Below are 19636 nucleotides of genomic sequence, written 5' to 3'. Positions count from 1 at the left end.
GTATTCGCATGAACCGTCAGTAAAAAACGTCCATGGGCTGGAGTATCACCATTAGTGGGAATAGACTTCCGGTTTCAAGATCCCGATGTAGGGCAGGTTCCGGTAACGTTCGGCGTAATCCAAGCCGTATCCGACAACAAAGGCGTCCGGCAGTGAGAAGCCTGTATAATCAGCTTCCAGGTTTACGGTACGCCGCGCCGGCTTGTCAAACAGCGTGACAACGCACGTCGACTTGGCATTGCGGCTCTTGAGAAGCTCGATCAAATGGCTGAGTGTGAGACCGCTGTCGATAATATCTTCGACAATCAGGACGTCGCGTCCTTCCACCGACGCATCCAAATCTTTGATGATTTTGACGACGCCGGATGATTTGGTCTGTGTGCCGTAGCTGGATACGGCCATGAAGTCGAGCTCAAGAGGTACTGTCATATTTTTAACCAAATCGGCCATGAAAATAAACGCGCCTTTCAGTACGCAAATGACCAAAGGATTGCGCCCTTCATAAACCTTGCTGAGCTGTGCTCCGAGTTCCTTTATTTTCTTCTGGATTTCCTCTTCGGTGATCAGAACTTCTTGAATATCGTTTTGCAACTGAGCGAACCTCCTACGTTTATACTATGAAAGTCTTACTATGACCATTACAGTTGCTCCACTGCCTCTGCATCCTCCAGACGCATATGCAGGACGGACACCGTTTGCGCCCCGACCGCCGCGTGCGCGGACCGCCGGACTCCCGGTATCCAGATAATGTTGCCTGAACCATCGACCAATACAGGAATGCGGGAGCGAGCGGATGGAGGTATCTTCGCGTCAATGAAAATATCTTTTACCTTTTTGCTTCCGTTTAATCCCATGACCTTCATGGTATCTCCAGGCAGTCTTGAGCGGATTGTTAATGGATATTTCAATTGGCCGGCATCGAACACCGCTTCGGCGCAGGTTCCGGCCGCATTCGAAAAATAAGAGTCGTTCGGCGACTGAACCTTCATTTTCATCTTTTTGCCAATCTCAGGAATAAAAAGTTCCGGAACAGCAGTTTGAAGCTCGTATGTATAGCTCTTGGACTGCTCTTGCGGCCTGTGCATAAACCATATCATATCGTATTCGCGTATGCAGGCCAAACCGCCTCCAATGTCAAGGCTCCAGGTCGTGCTTTTATTCTGAACAATTGGCTCGCGAATCAATTCGATTTTGTGAAAATCGGTGATTTCAGAGCCTGCCGACAGATAATTTAATATTAGTTTAATCAACCTTCGTTGTAAAGCGACATGTAAGGCCAAAAAGGAAGGCGCTTCAAAATAGAGCCTTCCATTCTTATGCCGCACCATATTGCGATATGCATGATCGGCAGCCAGCTCCATGAAATCGTCTTCTCCGCCTGCGATCTCGGCAAGCTGAACCAGCGATTGCCTGATCTGACCATTATATTGCCCCAAAAACGGCAGTACATCCAGCCGGATCGCATTTCGCCGGTATACGTTCGAAAGATTGGAGCTGTCGACCGCATAGGCCAAGCCTTCCTGCTCACACACGCTGACGAGGTCCGTTTTGTATATACGTAAAAAAGGACGGATGAGTTCCACATTTTTTTCGCGCCTTTTTATTTTCATGCCCGTAAGGCCGGTAAGCCCGCTTCCCCGAAGCAAATGCATAAGCACCGTCTCGGCTTGATCGTCGGCGTGATGCCCCAGCGCGATGGATGCCGCGCCATAACGCCGCGCCGTTTCATGCAAAAAGGCGTACCTTTTTTCGCGCGCCGCCTCCTCGAATCCTTTTCCGCTTTCCTTCATATAGGAAGGAACGTCGATCCTCGCGGACTCGAAAGGGATGCCGAGGCCTTCAGCCATCCGGCGGACAAGCTCCTCCTCCCCGTCGGAGTCCGCCCTCAAACCGTGGTGCACGTGGGCGCAGACCAGCTGGAGCGGAACATGCAGCCGGGAAATCCGGTTCAGCACATGCAAAAGAGCCACAGAGTCCGGTCCGCCGGATACTGCGACTACGATCGTGTCATTGGATTTCCATAATCCATGCTCTCCCGCCATACGGAGGACATGTCCTGCCAGCGTATTCAAGTTCGTCCTGCTTTCCATCCAAGATCCCCTCTTCTGCGGCTCGCTTTATGTATATAACATTCAGGATAAAAAAGCCCATAAACAGGCCACGCATGCAATCGTAAAGGAAAGGGCGAACGCGTTGATAAGCCATCGCGGCGTTTTGCCCGGCTGCTTGCCGGCAAGCGCAGGCGTATAAACCGTCTCCTTCCACAGCTTCAGCGCCTCGTGCGAGCCTGCGAATTCCCCGCGAATCGCCCGCCCCAGCCAATCGGCATAGGATTTGAGCGCCGGGCTTCGCTGCACGAGCTGGAGCAGCTGGACAGGACTCCGGGTTTGCGGCAGATGCTGGGTGGCCACCGCCTTTAGTTCCTCTTGATTGAGAAGCTGAATGATCAAAACGGCAAAGGAAAACAGGTCATACCCTTCGTCGCTTGTTCGCGAACCGGCATTCCAGTATCCCCTGTCATACCATTCCGTAAATTGCTTGACGCTCCGGCCGATGGAGCTTACCCCGCCGTAATCGATCAGCTCCACGTGTCCGACGTCGGATACCATGACGTTTTCGGGCTTCAAATCGCCGAATATGAATCCGGAGCGATGCAGCCCGTTCAGCTTTTCGAGCAGGCGCAGCCCCGTGAGGCCGATCCATTCCTTCCCGCGCCTGCGAATGAAATGGTGAAGGGAACTGCCCCGGACATAACGCATGACATAAAACGGAATATCCCCGTCCCCGCTTTTAAAATCGTCCACCTCAAGCAAATAGGGCATGCGCGGGCCGCCTTTGGACGATCCCGATCCCAGTCCCGACGCTTTGCGCTTCGACTGCAAAGACATCAGCACGTTGATTTCGGACTGCAGGTCCATCGTGTCGAATCCCATTTTCAGGGCGTACGGATCGCGGGAGCCTTCTTTCTGCACAAGATAAACGATTCCGTTGGCTCCCTTCCCCAGCACGCGCCGGATGATAAAGCGGCCTCTGCGCCATTTTCCCGTAACGACCGTACCGGCCGGATACACCGGTCTAGACGACGTAGTCACCGAGCATCCCTTCTCCTTCATCGGCATTTCCCCGCCATGTTTGATGTTCATCTAGTGTACCATAACGGAAGAAATCAATCACCTTCATGATGGCCGGTCCCGTCGGCGTCGCTCCTTTCATCTGAATGCGCTGAAAAAGGGATCGCAGCGCGCTGGCGTCTTTCGTCCAGCCGCTGTCCATGACGGCGTCCTCGCCGCCCCGGCGCCCCGGGAAGTGGAACACCGCGAGTTCGCTTATGCCTTCGCGCGCTTGAAGGCTGAGCATCAAATCGCGGATCGCGTCTTCCACCGCTCCGAGTTTTGGTTTCATGCTGGCGCTGGCGTCGATCAGAAGCGCAACCTGCAGCGGCGCCGTCTCCGTCATTTCGTCCACGACCTGAACGACCTGCGAACGCTGCGACGGCGGCAAATCCTCCAAGGAGCCGTCTCCCAAGATTTGTTTCAACTCCTTATTGACGGCTTGCTGAATGGTCTGAACCACCGTTTTCCTTGTCATCATCTGCATCGTTTGGGCGAGTTGCCTCGTCCCTACGATCCGGCTAACCCCTCCTCCCGCTTTGGCGATTTCGGCGATTTCCAAACTTCCAAGCTCGCCGATCGTACCGTAATCCACCACCCCCGCAACGTTTACCGTAATGCCTTCCTGAAACGCATGGGCTGCCGCCAGCACCGGGCTTGTTCCTACATTCGAGCATCCGTCCGTAATCAAAAGAATCTGTTTCACGAGCATCTTCCTCCCAAAAATGGACTCTATCTGCTTTCTAGCATTTCCATTTTTGAGAGATTCCAAACGCGATAACGCCCCCTTCCCCCATTTCCCGGGCAATGCGTCCAACTCAGCTCACGGTCCGCGGCCGCTCCATCCGCGCAAGTCCGGGCACGTACAGCGTCGCCCACTCCGGTTGATAGTGCTCCACCCTGCCCACGACGACGGTCATGTCGTCATGAATGATGTTTTGCTGGTACCGGATCACTTTTTCGAGCAAAATGTCGGCGATCTGCTGTGGATCCTCGCTGTCGATCTCCTGGATCATCCGTTTCATCCAGAGCTCCTTGTTTACCGCATGTCCCGGAGCATCGAAGATGCCGTCCGTCATCATAATGACGATATCGCCTGCCTGCAGCTTCAAAGTGACGAGGTCCACCTCGATATCCTGAATGATGCCGATCGGCAAATTGCTGGCGGATACCGGGATGACTTCAAGCCCCCGTTTGATAAAGCTTGGGGTGGACGCGATTTTCATGAACGTCGTTTCGGCCGTATACTGATCGATCAAAGCCATATCGACGGTGGCATACACTTCGTCCGGGGAACGGAGCATGAGGATGGAGTTGACCGATTTAATGGCCAGCTTCTCGTCCATTCCGCTCTGCAGCAGCTGTTCCAATATCGACAGGGCGGTGCTGCTTTCCTGTTTCGCGCGTTCGCCGTTGCCCATGCCGTCGCTGAGCGCGACCGCAAACGTGCCGTTGCCAAGCTCCATCATGCTGAAGCTGTCTCCGGACAGCAGGTCTCCCCCCTTGGCCGCTCCGGCGACGCCCGTCGTGATCTCGAACGTTTTGGCGGAACCGAACAGCACTGTGGCGAGCCCGTCCTTCGGAGATACGGACGACTCGTGCAACACGGCGATATGCTCGTCCAAAATGTTCGAGAGCAGCGGCGCGACGATTTTGCGGCATTCGTCGTACCCGCGCGTAAATGCATGCACGATTTCGATCTCCACATGTCCGGGATCCAGGCTTATAATCTCGATGCCTTGGATAGAGAGCCCCAGCTGTTCGAGCGCTTCGCGGATTTGCTCCTCCTGCCGGTACATCGCTTGTCCCTCCCGCTGAATTTCGCGCGCAAGATCCTCCATAACCTGGGATACGCCCGACAACTGCTCGGCGACGAGTTGACGGCTGTCGTATATTTGCCGCTTCCACTGCATATCATGCTGATAAAGGCTGTATTGCTGCTTCATTTCTTGAAGCACGTCGCCCGTTCTGCCGCACATTCGCATCCATTCCTTCGGAATTTGCTGATCGGTGATCTCCGGATTTTCCTCAACGGCCGACATGACGTCGGTCATATATTTATAGGTTTGATAGAATTTGGCGTCCCAGCAGTGGCTGCGTTTGATGCAGGAGGAGCATACGCCCTCGGTCACCGCATCCATAAAATGGTCGACTTCGCCGGACCTTTTGCTGATCTCCTCCGTCCCGGCCACCTGGCCGAAGCTTTGGGAGAGCTGCCGGAAAACGCGGGAAAACTGCGTAACCCGCTCCGCGGTCAAGTCGCGCACCCTTTTGGCATATTCATGCTGCGATTTGCTGTGGTCGTTTGTCCCGGGCACATATTTGGAAATCATTGAGATGACTGACTTTGGCGTCAGCAAAAACAGTGCAATCGCCGCACACGACTCCCATGTCGATGTCATCACGTCCGCCGGCCCGCTGAAATAAATCGATAATATGGACGATCCCAAAAGCATGCCCAGCATCACGGCGCCTTTTTTGCCTTCCCGCAGCATGCCAGCCAGCATGCCGGAAAAAGCGAGCAGGCTCATCTGATAGATGGCCGATATGTCGGCCAAACTGAGAATCAACCCCGTTACGACGCCGACGGAGGCCCCAAGCGGCGCGCCGCCGACAAGCGCGAACACCAGTATTAAATACCTGGACAGCACATGCTCTACCGACAAGGAATAAACCGTCCACCCAACAGCCCCGGTCATAACAGAAGCAAGCAGTATGATCAGGCACAATATTTCTTCACTCTTGAGCTGATAATTCTTTTTACGGTATGTGAATATCGGAATCGCCTGGATGAATACGAGAGTAAGCACGAAGCTGAGGACCGCGTCCAGCGAGCACATCATAAAGGAATACCAAGTAAAGGACGAACCCATAACAATTGCAAACAGCTTCACGACAAAAGAAGAAACAAAAACCATGAGAGGCGCGTAAGATACCTCGGCATGTTCGAAAGCGTTCAAGCCCCGATAAATCAGATAAAAGATAAGGAGTTCAGCGGCGATCATGAGCGAAGCCGGGAACGGAGCGAACAGGCTGCCAGCAATGAGCGCCGCGCTAACCGGAAGCAAATAATCGCGCCGCATAAACAAAATGACGGCAAAAAAAGCGATTGCAAATGGCGATAGCTCGTCCAGAATCATGGCTTTCCCCAGCAAAAACGCCATCAGCGTCAGCAAAATCATCCACTTCTTGGCCGCAAGCCACTGAAACGGACGCTGCAGCACAGGCATATTGCGCACGCGGGCCATGTAGCTGTTGTCGTCCGAATCCGCTTCTTTCCGCAGCGTTTTAAAACCGGGCAGGTTCATGTTCAACTTTTCCATGTACTAAGCACCACCATTTCGTAGATTTGATGGTACCCATTATAAAAGCCTTCAAACATGAAAGTTTGTCATAACAGCGGACAAGCCCAAAAAAAGTTTCCGACAAAAAGGAACGCGGCGCGAAATGTCGGGAATCGCCCTTAATTTCACTCGCCCCAACCGTTTGCGCCTGCCCGGGACTCGTCCTTATGGCGATGGGATGCAAAGCTCCCGCCAATAATCCGCTATCGATTGCTATAGACAGAGCCGGAAATCAGTTGGATGCTGTCGTTAACTTTTTTTGGAAGCGACAAAAAAACCGCGGCAGGCTCGAACCTGCTGCGGTTTATTCTTTTTCCCGTATTGCAAAGGGAATTATCGGCCTCCGAACGGGGCCGTTTCATTTATAAAGTGTCGCCAAGTCGGCGTTTAGTTCATTTACATGCGTTTTGCGCCGCGTCCTCCGCGCTTGGATTCCGTATGTTTCTTGATCGAAGAAATGCGTTCTTCGCTGTCTTTCAGGAAACGTGACATTTTATCCTCAAACGAAGTTTTGCTGGCCGCAGGCTTGAATGGGCGTCCTCCACGTTCACGATTAAAGCCTCCACCGCCGCCAAACCGATCTCCATTTCCGCCGCCGGTGCGCTCCGGTCTTGGTCCTCTTGGAGGCCGAGCTTCCGATGCTGGCTTATCAACAGCTTGTTTGATGGAAAGTCCGATTTTGCCGTCCTTGTCGACATTGATCACCTTAACGGTAACAACATCGTTAATTTTCAGGTGATCGTTGACATCCTTGACGTAATTATCGGCGATTTCCGAGATGTGAACGAGACCCGTGACACCTCCTGACAGATCCACAAATGCTCCAAAATGCGTTATACCTGTCACCTTGCCTTCTAACTTGGTGCCCACTTCGATTGCCATAGAATAAAATGATCCTCCCTTAAAAATATACAACAAGATTTGAGTCAAACCTTCGCTGTGGTGATTTGATTATACATAAAGCATTAACCAAGGTCAACTGAGTAATAACCCAGTTCCGCGCCTATATTACGGGCCTGTTTCCTCGATATGGATAGGGGTTTCCCCGGGTTTGTACATTCCATAGTTTTTGCGTGCCAGCTGTCCGATATATTCCGGATCGTTGAGTCTTTTCACGTCGGTTTTCAGCTGTTCCTTATTTTGATCCACGCTTTGCTGCTCCAGCTTTTTCTTCGCCAGCTCGGCACTCTTGTCCGCAATTTGCGATTGCTGGGAAAAGATGGTGATAATGGCCCATCCCATAAATACGATCATAAAGGAAGCCCAGATCCATATCCGCCTCCGCGCGCCGGCGCTCTGGACGGTTTTGGTTTCCTGTTTCGTTTTGGCCGTTTGCGTGCGTGCTCGTTCATTGGCAGCATATTTTCCCATGGGTTCCTCCTTTGCGCGCATTTTTTACATATATTTCTAGAAGATGCTATCAAATCCTCTATTCCTTCTTCTCCGAAAACCATTTTTCCCAAAGAAGAACGAGCCGGTTCCATAGCTTGTCAAGCCACTTGGGCATCCGCAGCCTCGAGGTGATCGGCCTGAGCATCCATTTCGCAAGCTTCCAGAACGGCAGCAGCAGCTTCAGCACAACGCGAAAAACGAACATTGCAATTCCGCCGAGCATGAGGGCCAGTCCCTTCAGCAGCTTCAGCAGCATCCGGATCGGCGACCATACGAGCAGCCTGAAAAGCCGTTTCAGCACGTCGATGAAATAACGCACCGCCTTTATTAACATTACCACAAAACGCTGGGTTGTAACACTTAAGAATAAAAAATACAACCATACTCCCAAAAAGAGACCGACGAACACATAAAACCTGAGCTGCCCGTAATTGCTGACATACAGCATTCTGAACACAAAAAGAGCGGCGCCGCACCAATAGAGGAGGTCCAAAACATGAAGGGTCCACCTTGGAAAATGCAGCTGGCCCGACAGCACCCGGTAGCTGTCATAGGCCAGTCCCATCGCTGCTCCCGAAAAAAGCATCCAGAGCAGGGTAATCCATTGAATTTGCGGGCTCATTTAAACAGCTTGCCGAGCATTCCCTTATTTTTGCCGTGGGAACCGGGATCCAGGTAAATGAGGGAATGGACCATGCCTTCAATGGAGAGCAGGCCTTCTTCAAGGCTTAAATTTTTGATATGTAAATTCTGTCCTTTAATGTTCAGGTGCCCAAGTTCGGTGTGCAGCAGAAACTCTTCGCTGTCGAAGCTTTCCACGTTATGGACTCCCGTCAAATTCAGCTGCTTGCGGTTCAGCATATGCAGCTCATGCTGCTTGTTTTTGGCTGGCTCGATCATGGCATGTACCCCTCCTTCTTACCAATAGCTTATGGGCGGGGAATGCAGTTTAGAACCAGGACGCAGGCGCTTCTTTCTGATTCGCGGGAAAAAGCAAAGCACCCGCCGGAACGAATCCGGAGGGTGCTTTTTATATGCGGACTATAACGTGCTTCGGGTTACCAATTCAAACCGTTGTCTTTTGCGATCGGTTCTTCCTTGACCAAGGAGTACAGGCTTGCCGCCTCGTCCTTACGGGTGCTTTCGGCCAGGCGCTCCACCTTTACGGTGACGAGCTTCTGTCCGAACTGAACCGTAATTTCGTCGCCGACCTTCACCGTGCTGCTGGGCTTCGCTTCTCGGCCGTTAATGAGAACCCGCCCTTGATCCGAGACATCCTTGGCTACGGTACGCCGTTTGATCAGCCTGGATACCTTCAGGAATTTGTCGACGCGCATCTTATTTTACGGCTTCTTTAAGCTTGTTGCCTGCTTTGAACGCAGGTACGTTAGCTTCCGGAATTTCGATCGTTTTGCCGGTTTGAGGGTTGCGGCCGGTACGACCGGAACGTTTACGGGTTTCAAACGTGCCGAAACCGATCAGCTGCACTTTGTCGCCGCTTGCCAAAGCATCGGTGATTTCGCCCAGGAAGCCGTTCAGTACGGATTCCACGTCTTTTTTAGTCAAGCCGCTTTTAGTCGCGATGTTGTTGATCAGATCTGTCTTGTTCATAAATTATTATCCTCCCAATATACAAAAAAATAAGTATAGGCGCGTCCTCGACGCAGAACATGCGGCAATGCGGACGCCTCTTCATGTTAGGATTTTTGCAAAATCCTTCATGCGTATCATTATTCTTGGTGTAATGCCAAAATTCCTGCCTGATTCCGTCAAAAATTTAGATTCCCGAGGAAATCCTTGTAATAAAACGTCGATTCGGCGTACCTTTCTCAAATTGACGTTGATTTTTGCGGTGCAGCGCAGACCTTTTAGGCTGATCGAATCCTTATCATACCTGATTTTTCGCCTGTTGCCAAATGGCGTCCATTTCTTCGAGCGTGCTTTCCTGAATATGTTTGCCTTGGGCTCTAAGCCGTTCCTCGATATAACGGAACCTGCGGACGAATTTGCGGTTTGTTCTGGACAAAGCCTCCTCCGGATCGGCATCCAGGAAGCGTGCGGCATTGGCCGCGGCGAAGAGCAGGTCTCCAAGCTCGCTGATTTGTTCTTCCCGGGAAAACCCTTTGTCGACGGCTTCGCGAAGCTCGGCCAGTTCCTCCTCGATTTTGAGGAACACGTCGCTGATCCGCTCCCAGTCGAAACCGACCTTGGAGGCCTTTTTCTGGAGCTTGTATGCTTTCATGAGCGCCGGCAGATCCCTCGGAATGCCATCCAGCACGGAAGCCTCTTCCGGATCGATGCCTTTGCGCCGTTTTTCCTCGGCTTTCATCTGCTCCCAATTTTGCAGCGCCGCTTCGGCATCCTCCGCTTCTGTTTTGCCGAACACGTGCGGATGACGGAAAATGAGCTTGTCGTTCAGCCCTTGAATGACGTCAAAAACGCTGAAGGTGCCGATTTCCTCCTCCATCTGCGAATGCAGCATCACCTGAAGCAGCAAGTCGCCAAGCTCTTCCTGCATATGCTCGGGGTCGTCTTCGTCGATCGTTTCCAGTACTTCATACGTTTCCTCGATGAGGTTTTTGCGGATCGACTCGTGCGTCTGCTCCCGGTCCCAAGGGCATCCTTCGGGACTTCGCAAAATGCCGACGATTTCGTGCAGTCGGGCGAAGGTCCGCTGGCGCAGCATATCATCCTCGCTTTTTGGCACGTAGACGAGCGACAAATTGCCGTAGCCCTCGACGCGGTCCAGCTCGTACAACGGAACCCGCATGATCCGCTCCTGCCCTTCCACGCCAAGCTCGTGGCCGACAATGACCGTGTAGTCGTCCGGATACAGCTCCATCAGCGCAAGCTTGACGTCGGAAGCCGTAAAAGCGTCATATACTTGTCCGATCACGGTATGCAGCTGCGGCTGGAGAAAGCTTGCGTTCAGCCCGCTCGCGTCGAGCAGCTGAAAACCTTCGATCGGGTCGAAGCCAAGGCGGACGAACGCTTCGTCCAGGAAGGACTCTCCGCCGAGAATGCTCAGACCGATCCCTTCGCCGGCACAGCGGTCGCGGAGAAGCTGCACGGTGGATTCGGCCACCATCGGGTGCCCCGGCACGGCATAAACGATAACGCTGCCGTCCGAACCGGAAGCGGCCTTCTCTATCAAAGCCTCCGCGATTGCGGCGTATACTTCGGGAAACGAATCCTTCGCTTCATAAATATAGTCAAAAGACCGAACCGCAACCTTCAGCTCGTCCAGTACGGACATCATCGGGTGTTCCTTCGTCCGGACGTACACCTCGGACGCCTGCTGCAATTGTTTCACGATGCCGACCGTTAAGCGGTCCGGATTCCCCGAACCCAGGCCGACGATGGTTATGGATGCACTCATCCTTCATTCCCCCGCTCTATTTACCATTCTTCCGGTATTTGGTAGTAGCTATACTATATCATGGCTCTATAGCAGAAAAAATATCGGCTCCATGGCTTATGCCAAGAGACGCAGCTTGCGCAGCAGGTCGGCGAGCGGAGCGCCGACCTTGGGCACCATGCGCAGCTCCTGCTCGCTGAGCAGGCGGGTTTGGACGGCGCCGATGAGGAAGACGGCGCCCCCGGCCGCGGCCCCGGCAAGGCTGGCCGCGGCGGCCGTCAGGCGGGCGTGCAGCCCGAGCGCGGACAGCAAAGCGTCCGCGGCGAGCATGGCGGCGCCCGCCGCCAGCGCCAAGCCGGCGAGAATCGCCGCCGGCTTGGCGATTGCCCGGCCTGCCCGGATCCGCAGGCCGGCCGTGCGGGCGAGCAGCGCGATATTAAGCGCTGCGGCCAGGAAATGCGCGGCGACGCTGGCGATGGCCGCGCCGGCAATGCCCAGCTGCGGAACAAGCAGCAGGTTCAGCAGCGTCTTTGCCGCCGCCGCGGCCAGCAGGTGCAGCGCCGGCGCTTTTACGACGCCAAGGCCCTGCAGCAGGGCGGCGGAAATGATGCTCAGCGCGCTGCCCGCAGCGGTGAAGGCGATCCAGCGGATGACGCCGGTGCCTGTCCCGTCCTCGTACAGCGCGACGTTAATCGGCCCGGCCAGCACCGCGATCCCGATGGACGCGGCCATGCCGACAAGCCAGAACCAGCGCAGCGAAAGACGGCACCGTTCGGCGATCAGCCGCTTGTCGCCGGTCGCCTTCGCTTCCGCCAACGCCGGGATGAACAACACCGACAACGAGGTCGCCAGCATCGTCACCAGCTGCACCACCGGCATGCCGCGGTTGTATATGCCGAACTGAACCATCGCCCCCGCTTCGCCGGCCCCGCCGCTTTTCAGCAGTCGCGGCATGGTAAACGTGTCCGCCAGGTTCACGAGCGAAATGGCGAGCGCACCGAGGCACACCGGGAGGGCATATTTCAGCAGATCCATCAACAAACGGCCTCCGGACCGCCGGAGCCGCTCCTTCTTGGCATGGGTTTCCGCCTGTGCCCCTCCCGAATGCTTGCTTTTCCGGGCATACCCCCTCCAGTATCCACCCATGACAAGCAGGCCTGCGGCCCCGCCGGCAGCCGAACCCAAAAGCGCTCCTGCGGCAATCGTCTCTGCAGAAGCCCCCGCCGACGTCAAATAAACGAGCAGAACGATCATCACCGCGACACGCGCGCTTTGCTCCGCGATCTGCGATACCGCTGTAGGCATCATGTTCTGGTAGCCTTGAAAAAAGCCCCGGAGCCCGGTCATCAGCGGGACGAACAGCAGCGCAAGCGAGGAAGCCCGCAGCGCCGGAACGACGCTCTGGTTGCCGATGAGCATGCCGATGAAAGGCGCGCCGAAATAAACGGCGGCACCGAAAAACACGCCTGAACAGATCAACGCGGCGGAGGCGATGCGGATGACTTGCCTGCTCCGGGCGTGCCCGCCCAGCGCCGCGTCCTCCGCGACGAACTTGGCGATCGCCGACGGAAATCCGGCCAGCGCCACCGTGATGATCAACGTATACAACGGATAAACGGTATTGTATATACCAAAAACGGCGTCCCCGCCCATGTTTTGCAGCGGTATCTTTTGCAGCGTTCCGATCAGCTTCGAAAGCACCATGGCGATGCCGAGCACAAACGCCCCTTGCAGTATTTTCGAGGATGTCCCCGGTTCCTTCATGCCTGTTTCCCTACTTCTCCCAAGTTTATGCAGCCTTAAAGCTTCTCTTCATTATACCTGGGAATACGCGCACATAAAAACTCCCGCTTGTCCGGTGCGGCTGACGATGCAGCCCCGAAGCGGGAGTGTGCCGTTATTACTGCTCCATTTGTTTGCCAAGAAATGCAGCCGCGGTTTCAGCCATTTTGATTTCGAGCTGAGACATTTTGACCGAGTCGTCCTTGCTGAGCAGAATGACTGCTCCAATCGGGTCGCCGCCGGAAACGATCGGCGCGGCCACGAAAGATGACAGCGTTTCCTGATGGTCCTTCGTAATTTCGTAGCTGCCGCCGCCGGTCTCAAGCAGCGTTTTGCGATTATCCATACAGTTTTCGATCGGAGTGCCGATCGGTTTCTCCAGATACTCCTTTTTGGAGCCGCCCGCTACCGCAATATAGGTATCCCGGTCGGAAATAATGGTGGTATGCCCTGTGCCTTCGTAGAGGGATTCGGCATACTCCTTGGCAAAATCGCCAAGCTCTCCGATCGGGGAGTATTTTTTCAAAATCACTTCACCATCGCGGTCTACAAAAATTTCAAGCGGATCTCCTTCGCGGATACGCAGTGTTCGTCTAATTTCTTTTGGGATGACCACTCTGCCCAGGTCATCAATACGGCGGACTATTCCAGTAGCTTTCATTGACATGTTGCCCCGCTTTCTCGAGAAGATTTTTCAACTACTGTTCGGATGGGAAGATGTGTGTCCCAGTAATATAAGTGTGATATCTGACCATAGTATTCATCCTTTCCCATTTCCTTATACATGATCTTGGAATGAATAGTTGCGGTCCGATACAGATTGTACCGCCGGTTCCATCCCGGTTTTTCGGCACGAAAAAACGCGGATTTCTCCGCGTTTGATGCCGCTTAAGCCTTGTCATTTTCCGCTTGTGCCTTCAGCCTTCTCGACTTTCTCCGTGTAAGGCTGCGGAGATTTCCCGTCCTTTGCTTCCGAACCGGTCTTCTCCTTCTTCGCGCTGTCCTCCGGCTGCTTCGCATCCGTTTTTGGCAGATCGATTTTCTGAATAATGTCTTTGAGCTGGTTTTGAATGAAATTGTCGATCTTGGCGGCGCCCAAATTGTATTTGATGATTTCCTTCTGTTCCTTGGTCAGCTGGTCGAAGGTGGTCTCCTTACGGGAATCCACCTTCACGATGTGGTAGCCGAGCGTCGTTTCGAACGGATCGCTGATTTTGTTCAGCGGCAGCGTCAACACCTGCTCTTTGAATCCGTTGATGTTGTACTGGCCGACCGTAAAATTCTCGTACAACCCGCCGTTTTCCTTGGTCGCCGAATCGTCGGAATATGTTTTGGCGATTTCCGCAAAATCCGCTCCCTTGTCCAGCTGGGATTTGACGTCCTTGGCGATTCTGAGGGCTTCCTCCTTGGTGCGTTCCTTTTTGTCGCCGTACTGCAAACCGATCAGCACATGATGAAGGGTCGCGACGGTGTAATCCTGCTTGTTGGCCTCGAATTTATTTTTGATCTCGTCTTCCGTGACCTTGCTGTTCATGTCTTCCATCGCGGTCATCGTCTTGACCAAATAATTCCGCAGGTCTTCTTCCTTCAGGTTTTGGGCCGCCAGCTCTTTTTTGAACTGCTCGTCGCCCATATTTTTTTTATTTTGCTCAATCAGCTGGTCGGCTTGTTTTTCCCCTTCTTTTTTCGAGGAGTCCGCCGCCTTGCCGCTCAAATAGTCGAACGCAATCATCTGCTTGACCAAAAAGTCCTGAAAATAACCGAGATTCACGAGCTGGGCATTCTCCGGAGACGTGAAAGAAATGATCTTTTTCTGGGTTTCAAGCTGTTTCGCCGTGATTTTGCCGCCCTTGTAGGTTGCCACCACTTTGCTCGTATCGTTGTTTTCCGCCTTGTCTTTCGGACTCGCGGAATCGCTTTTTTCGCAGGCAGTCAGTACGGAAAGGATCATGGCCGAGATCACCGTGAACAGGATCGCTTTCCATGCCTTCCTGTTATTGAACGACATCCTGAAGTTCCTCCTTCGATTTAAACAGCTCGCTGATGGCAGCCAGAAAGTTCTCCAGCAAACCCAGCAGCTGCTTGTCGTCGAGTCCCTTGCCTTTGATGCGGATCAACAAATGAGACTCCTGCTCAAATTGTACACGTCTTTCGAACTGATTGCCAACCTGGGCCAGTTTTGCGTTGCTGATTTTTTTCTCCTGGCCTTCGTAAAACTTCAGCATCAGATCGTCGCCGCGCCGGGTAACCGAGTCGATGCCGCACATTTTGCCGTATATTTTCAAACGGGCCACCGCAAGCAGGTTGACCACCGCTTCGGGAAGTTCCCCGAACCGGTCAAGCAGCTCGTCTTCCAGCTCCTTTTCATCGGCGAAGGTGCCGACGGCCGCCACTTTTTTGTAAATTTCGATCTTTTGGATGCTGTCATAGATATAATCCGCGGGCAAATAAGCGTCGATCCCGATGTCGATGACGGTATTCCAGGATTTTGACGGCTCTTCCTTCTCGCCAAGCACGCTGATCTTCCGTTTTTTGATTTCCTCGGCCAGCATTTGCGAGTAGAGGTCGAAGCCGACCGACGCGATAAAACCGTGTTGCTCCGCCCCGAGCAGATTGCCCGCGCCGCGGATGGACAGGTCGCGCATGGCGATTTTGAAGCCGGAACCGAGCTCCGTGAACTCCTTGATCGACTGCAGGCGCTTCTCGGCCACTTCCGTCAGCACCTTGTCCCGCTGGTACGTAAAATAAGCATACGCAATCCGGTTGGACCGGCCGACGCGTCCGCGCAGCTGGTAAAGCTGGGACAAGCCCATCTTATCGGCATCATGCACGATCAGCGTGTTGACGTTCGGGATGTCGACGCCGGTTTCGATGATGCTTGTGCTGACAAGCACGTCGTATTCGCCGTCCAGGAAGTCGAGGATCGTTTTTTCCAGCTCCGATTCGGACATTTGGCCATGGCCTACGCCGACTCTGGCATCAGGCACCAGCGCGCTGATTTGGCTCGCCATCTCCTGAATGCCCTGTACCCGGTTATACAGATAATACACCTGGCCTCCGCGCCCGAGCTCCCGCTCGATCGCTTCGCGAACCAGCGTCTGGCTGTGCTCCACCACATAGGTTTGCACCGGGAACCGGTTTTCCGGCGGCGTTTCGATGACCGACAAATCGCGGACGCCAAGCATCGACATATGGAGCGTGCGCGGAATCGGCGTTGCCGTCAAGGTCAGCACATCCACGTTCGTTTTCAGCTTTTTCAGCTTTTCCTTGTGGGTCACGCCAAACCGCTGCTCCTCGTCCACGATCAACAGTCCCAAATCTTTGAACACGAGATCCTGGGACAGCAGGCGGTGCGTGCCGATGACGACGTCGACCGTGCCCTGGCGGATTCCTTTGATCGTTTCGTTCTGCTCCTTGCGGGAACGGAAACGGCTAAGCACTTGAATGTTGATCGGGTATCCGGAAAAACGTTCGCGAAACGTCTCGTAATGCTGCTGCGCCAAAATGGTCGTCGGAACGAGCACCGCTACCTGCTTGCCCTCCATCGCCGCCTTAAAGGCCGCACGAATCGCAACCTCGGTTTTGCCGTAGCCCACGTCGCCGCAAAGAAGCCGGTCCATCGGACGGTTTTTCTCCATGTCCTTTTTGATTTCTTCAATGGCCCGCAGCTGGTCCCGGGTTTCGTCATACGGGAACATTTCCTCGAATTCGCGCTGCTCCGCCGTATCCTTTTCGAACGCATATCCCGGCGTCGCCTGACGTTCCGCATACAGCTTGATCAGGTCATCCGCGATATCCTGTACCGACGAATGGACTTTGCTTTTGACTTTGTTCCACTCGTTGCCGCCCAGCTTGTATACTTTAGGCTCCTTGTCCTCGGAACCGACGTATTTCTGGATCAGATCGATCTGCTCGATCGGTACGGAAAGCTTGTCGCCGCCGGCATATAAAATGTGCATATAGTCTTTATGGATGCCGTTGATTTCCAGCGTGCCGATGCCCATGTACTTGCCGATCCCGTGGTTTTGGTGAACGACATAGTCGCCGACCTTCAGCTCGGTATAGCTTTTAATGCGTTCGGCATTGTCCATATTTTTGCCGTGCTTGCGGATTTTGCGCTGCTTTTGCGAGAACATTTCGCCTTCGGTGATAACCGCGAGATGGATCGAAGGCATTTCGAAGCCGGTCTGCAGGTTGCCCTGCATCATGACTGGCTCCTCGATGTTGTAATCCTGCAGCACGCGCCGCATCCGCTCCAGACGTTCCTCGCCGCTCGCCAGCATAATGACCTTGACGCCGGATTTATGCCACCGTTCCATCTCCGATTTGAGCACGTTCATCTGTCCATGGAAATCCTGCATGCCGCGGCTGATGAAGTTCAAAATGTTTTGCGGTTGGGTGTGCGGCACCTGGCGCAGGAATATGGACATAAAAATCGTCTGGAAAGGACGGTGATAGAGCACCGCTTCGTTTTCCACCGATAGATGCAGCTGCGGCAACGTTTTACCGTTCTGAAGCAAATGCAGATTCCATTCGGCCTCATCGCGCTCCAGTTGTCTTGCCGTTTCCAACAGGCGGGCGGGCTCATCCAGAATCAGTAAGGTGTCCTTCGGCATGTAATCGTACAATGTCTTGCGCTCGGGATAAAGAAGCGAAATATATTTATAGATTTCCGGAAAATAGACATGCTCGCGCAAAAGCTCCATCTCCCGGTTCATCTCTTCGGTCAGTCGAAGCTTGGCCTGACGGTCCGTCATTTTTCCGAGCTGCTCCTCGAGCAAATGTCCGGCGGCTTCCGCGGCTTGAACCAAACGTTGCCGGTCCGCAATAATCTCTTTGCAAGGCGTAATCGTTACTTCCTTCACTTTGTCGATGGAACGCTGGTCCGCCGGATCAAAGGTCCGGATCGAATCGACGTCTTCATCAAACAGCTCCACCCGGTAGGCCAGCTCTGATGTCATGGGGTAGAAATCGACGATGCCGCCGCGCAGGCTCATTTCGCCTTTGCTTTCGACGCGTTCCACGCGTTCATATCCCATTTCGATCATGCGCAGCATGAAGTCCTCGACGTTCAGCGTCCCGCCGTCCTCGATCCGGATTTGCGAGCCGCCCATCACTTCGGGAGCAGGCAAAAATCTCCGGACGCCGGAAAACGGCGCCACGACAATTCCGTTAAAACCTTGGGCGCATTTCATCAGCACGTCGATCCGCTGGGCCAGCGTTTCGGGGCTGGATACCGCGGATTCGGCAGCTACCAGCTCGTTGGCCGGATAAAGCAGCACGCGATCCAAAGAAAGCGCTTCCTGTAAATCCTCCGCGATTTTTTGCGCAGAAAACATATTGTGGGTGACGATCAGCATCGGCCGCTTGACTTCCTCGACCAATGCCGCCAGCATCATCTGCCGTGCGGAGCCGGACAGCCCTGACACCAGCTGTTCCTTCATGCCGGACTTCACGCCGGCGATAACGGATTGTAAATCCGGATCTTTGGAAAACGCTTCTATTAGTGCTTGTAACAAAAGGGGCACCTCTCTCATGCTAACATTTTACGGATTTCGCAAAAATCCTATCGATATTTAAAATCCGATTTACTGAAAAATTTGCCAATAGGCACGCTCAGGGAATACCGAAAAGAAGCCTCAGCAAAACTGCCGAGGCCCCGATACATCGGGTATCCCCTTTAGTATATTTATTGGAGCGGATTTGTGATTAGGCTCAGCTCCGGATTGTTCTCCAGCGCTTCCCTGCAATAATCGCAAATGACCTTGACGGTAACGTCTCCGCTTAAATCATACGCTATTATATCTCTCCGTTCCGCAGGGGTCAAGGAATGAAAACCGAGCTGCGCGTCGGTCACCAAAGACGAATCAAGACTCCCGAGCTGGGTTCGGCAGTGCCGGCAGATATAATTTATAGCCATCTATATGCCTCCTGAAGGTGTTTTATACCCTCATTATGCCCGCCCTGCGCTCGGTTTAGCCCTGTTTTAGGAAAGCATGCCCCGGGCTTTAGCCGTTAAACTTGGCCATTGTTTGCTCATAGGTATGGTCGAGGCTGAATTCCGCCGCATCGCAGGCGCGTTCGATCATGCTTTCGAGCAGATCCTTTTCTTTTTTCGGAAACGCGGACAGCACGTAATCCACGACGGCAAAACCGGGCTCCGGACGGGATATGCCCATGCGAATACGGTTGAACGTTTGCGTTCCGGTATGCTGGATAATCGACTTGATGCCGTTGTGGCCGCCGGCGCTGCCCTGGTACCGCAGCCTGATTTTGCCGATTTCCGTATCCAAATCGTCATACACGACGATCATGTCCTCGACTTTGGCTTTGTAATAGTCCATATAAGCACGAACGGCTTCGCCCGATAAATTCATATACGTCATCGGCTTGATCAGCACGACTTTTTCGGTGCCGATAAACCCTTCGCCGATCAAAGCCTTGCATTTGCTTGGTCCGAATTTGATTCCATGGCGCTTCGCCAAAGCGTCAAGCATCATGAAACCGACGTTATGACGCGTTTTTTCATAATTTGAACCGGGATTCCCCAATCCGACAATCCATTTCATTTCGTTTCCATTCCTCCATACGGGGGTATATGGCGAGAAGGGTTATATTTTCCTTCTCTCGCGGAAAACATAACCCTCTTT

Annotated in this window: 18 protein-coding genes; all 18 read right to left on the bottom strand. The window is 53.6% G+C overall.

The genetic code is table 11. From position 1 onward, the window contains the following. Positions 1 to 51: 51 nt before the first annotated feature. On the bottom strand, positions 52 to 591 hold the full coding sequence (gene hpt, locus RJP21_RS29035) for a hypoxanthine phosphoribosyltransferase (protein WP_160045451.1): 540 nt from the start codon (positions 589 to 591) through the stop codon (positions 52 to 54). A gap of 47 nt (positions 592 to 638) precedes the next feature. Next, entirely contained in the window at positions 639 to 2090 is a 1452-nt protein-coding gene (gene tilS / locus RJP21_RS29030; RefSeq protein WP_310862308.1) for a tRNA lysidine(34) synthetase TilS, read from the bottom strand. A gap of 42 nt (positions 2091 to 2132) precedes the next feature. Continuing rightward, entirely contained in the window at positions 2133 to 3092 is a 960-nt protein-coding gene (locus RJP21_RS29025; RefSeq protein WP_310862307.1) for a serine/threonine protein kinase, read from the bottom strand. Further along, on the bottom strand, positions 3076 to 3816 hold the full coding sequence (locus RJP21_RS29020) for a vWA domain-containing protein (protein WP_310862306.1): 741 nt from the start codon (positions 3814 to 3816) through the stop codon (positions 3076 to 3078). The genes RJP21_RS29025 and RJP21_RS29020 overlap by 17 nt, the downstream gene beginning before the upstream one ends. 112 nt (positions 3817 to 3928) lie before the next feature. Continuing rightward, entirely contained in the window at positions 3929 to 6433 is a 2505-nt protein-coding gene (gene spoIIE / locus RJP21_RS29015) for a stage II sporulation protein E (protein ID WP_310862305.1), read from the bottom strand. Between the two features lie 417 nt (positions 6434 to 6850). Then, entirely contained in the window at positions 6851 to 7336 is a 486-nt protein-coding gene (locus RJP21_RS29010) for a S1 domain-containing RNA-binding protein (protein WP_036712758.1), read from the bottom strand. A gap of 126 nt (positions 7337 to 7462) precedes the next feature. After that, positions 7463 to 7825: an FtsB family cell division protein gene (locus RJP21_RS29005; RefSeq protein ID WP_160045446.1), complete on the bottom strand. Its 363-nt coding sequence runs from the start codon at positions 7823 to 7825 to the stop codon at positions 7463 to 7465. A gap of 58 nt (positions 7826 to 7883) precedes the next feature. Next, a complete protein-coding gene (gene yabQ / locus RJP21_RS29000) occupies positions 7884 to 8468 on the bottom strand; it encodes a spore cortex biosynthesis protein YabQ (RefSeq protein ID WP_310862304.1) in 585 nt (194 codons plus the stop codon). Continuing rightward, on the bottom strand, positions 8465 to 8746 hold the full coding sequence (yabP, locus tag RJP21_RS28995; RefSeq protein ID WP_160045444.1) for a sporulation protein YabP: 282 nt from the start codon (positions 8744 to 8746) through the stop codon (positions 8465 to 8467). The genes yabQ and yabP overlap by 4 nt, the downstream gene beginning before the upstream one ends. 158 nt (positions 8747 to 8904) lie before the next feature. After that, positions 8905 to 9183, bottom strand: coding sequence for an RNA-binding S4 domain-containing protein (locus RJP21_RS28990; protein ID WP_160045443.1), 279 nt, complete (start codon positions 9181 to 9183; stop codon positions 8905 to 8907). A gap of 1 nt (position 9184) precedes the next feature. Further along, positions 9185 to 9457 (bottom strand): HU family DNA-binding protein, encoded by a 273-nt coding sequence (locus RJP21_RS28985; protein ID WP_160045442.1) that lies wholly within the window; start codon positions 9455 to 9457, stop codon positions 9185 to 9187. Between the two features lie 277 nt (positions 9458 to 9734). Then, positions 9735 to 11225, bottom strand: a complete 1491-nt coding sequence (gene yabN, locus RJP21_RS28980) for a bifunctional methyltransferase/pyrophosphohydrolase YabN (protein ID WP_310862303.1) — start codon at positions 11223 to 11225, stop codon at positions 9735 to 9737. Positions 11226 to 11321: 96 nt separating this feature from the next. Further along, positions 11322 to 12968 (bottom strand): putative polysaccharide biosynthesis protein, encoded by a 1647-nt coding sequence (locus RJP21_RS28975; protein ID WP_310862302.1) that lies wholly within the window; start codon positions 12966 to 12968, stop codon positions 11322 to 11324. Positions 12969 to 13104: 136 nt separating this feature from the next. Continuing rightward, on the bottom strand, positions 13105 to 13647 hold the full coding sequence (gene spoVT / locus RJP21_RS28970) for a stage V sporulation protein T (protein ID WP_310862301.1): 543 nt from the start codon (positions 13645 to 13647) through the stop codon (positions 13105 to 13107). A 237-nt stretch (positions 13648 to 13884) separates the two neighbouring features. After that, positions 13885 to 14994 (bottom strand): peptidylprolyl isomerase, encoded by a 1110-nt coding sequence (locus RJP21_RS28965; protein ID WP_310862300.1) that lies wholly within the window; start codon positions 14992 to 14994, stop codon positions 13885 to 13887. Next, positions 14981 to 18505 (bottom strand): transcription-repair coupling factor, encoded by a 3525-nt coding sequence (gene mfd / locus RJP21_RS28960; RefSeq protein ID WP_310862299.1) that lies wholly within the window; start codon positions 18503 to 18505, stop codon positions 14981 to 14983. The genes RJP21_RS28965 and mfd overlap by 14 nt, the downstream gene beginning before the upstream one ends. A 170-nt stretch (positions 18506 to 18675) precedes the next feature. Continuing rightward, positions 18676 to 18906 (bottom strand): anti-sigma-F factor Fin, encoded by a 231-nt coding sequence (gene fin, locus RJP21_RS28955; protein WP_160045436.1) that lies wholly within the window; start codon positions 18904 to 18906, stop codon positions 18676 to 18678. A gap of 88 nt (positions 18907 to 18994) precedes the next feature. Further along, a complete protein-coding gene (pth, locus tag RJP21_RS28950; protein ID WP_160045435.1) occupies positions 18995 to 19555 on the bottom strand; it encodes an aminoacyl-tRNA hydrolase in 561 nt (186 codons plus the stop codon). Between the last annotated feature and the right edge of the window lie 81 nt (positions 19556 to 19636).

This window comes from Paenibacillus sp. VCA1, assembly GCF_031583795.1.
GTDB lineage: Bacteria > Bacillota > Bacilli > Paenibacillales > Paenibacillaceae > Paenibacillus_AQ > Paenibacillus_AQ albilobatus.
This window is presented reverse-complemented; position numbering and strand designations above follow the sequence as displayed.

Excerpts from the sequence above, each read along its gene's own strand:
- tilS (WP_310862308.1), bottom strand. The coding sequence starts at position 2,090 with ATGGAAAGCAGGACGAACTTGAATACGCTGGCAGGACATGTCCTCCGT.
- spoIIE (WP_310862305.1), bottom strand. The coding sequence starts at position 6,433 with ATGGAAAAGTTGAACATGAACCTGCCCGGTTTTAAAACGCTGCGGAAA.
- RJP21_RS29010 (WP_036712758.1), bottom strand. The coding sequence starts at position 7,336 with ATGGCAATCGAAGTGGGCACCAAGTTAGAAGGCAAGGTGACAGGTATA.
- RJP21_RS29005 (WP_160045446.1), bottom strand. The coding sequence starts at position 7,825 with ATGGGAAAATATGCTGCCAATGAACGAGCACGCACGCAAACGGCCAAA.
- yabQ (WP_310862304.1), bottom strand. The coding sequence starts at position 8,468 with ATGAGCCCGCAAATTCAATGGATTACCCTGCTCTGGATGCTTTTTTCG.
- yabP (WP_160045444.1), bottom strand. The coding sequence starts at position 8,746 with ATGATCGAGCCAGCCAAAAACAAGCAGCATGAGCTGCATATGCTGAAC.
- RJP21_RS28990 (WP_160045443.1), bottom strand. The coding sequence starts at position 9,183 with ATGCGCGTCGACAAATTCCTGAAGGTATCCAGGCTGATCAAACGGCGT.
- RJP21_RS28985 (WP_160045442.1), bottom strand. The coding sequence starts at position 9,457 with ATGAACAAGACAGATCTGATCAACAACATCGCGACTAAAAGCGGCTTG.
- yabN (WP_310862303.1), bottom strand. The coding sequence starts at position 11,225 with ATGAGTGCATCCATAACCATCGTCGGCCTGGGTTCGGGGAATCCGGAC.
- RJP21_RS28975 (WP_310862302.1), bottom strand. The coding sequence starts at position 12,968 with ATGAAGGAACCGGGGACATCCTCGAAAATACTGCAAGGGGCGTTTGTG.
- spoVT (WP_310862301.1), bottom strand. The coding sequence starts at position 13,647 with ATGAAAGCTACTGGAATAGTCCGCCGTATTGATGACCTGGGCAGAGTG.
- RJP21_RS28965 (WP_310862300.1), bottom strand. The coding sequence starts at position 14,994 with ATGTCGTTCAATAACAGGAAGGCATGGAAAGCGATCCTGTTCACGGTG.
- fin (WP_160045436.1), bottom strand. The coding sequence starts at position 18,906 with ATGGCTATAAATTATATCTGCCGGCACTGCCGAACCCAGCTCGGGAGT.
- pth (WP_160045435.1), bottom strand. The coding sequence starts at position 19,555 with ATGAAATGGATTGTCGGATTGGGGAATCCCGGTTCAAATTATGAAAAA.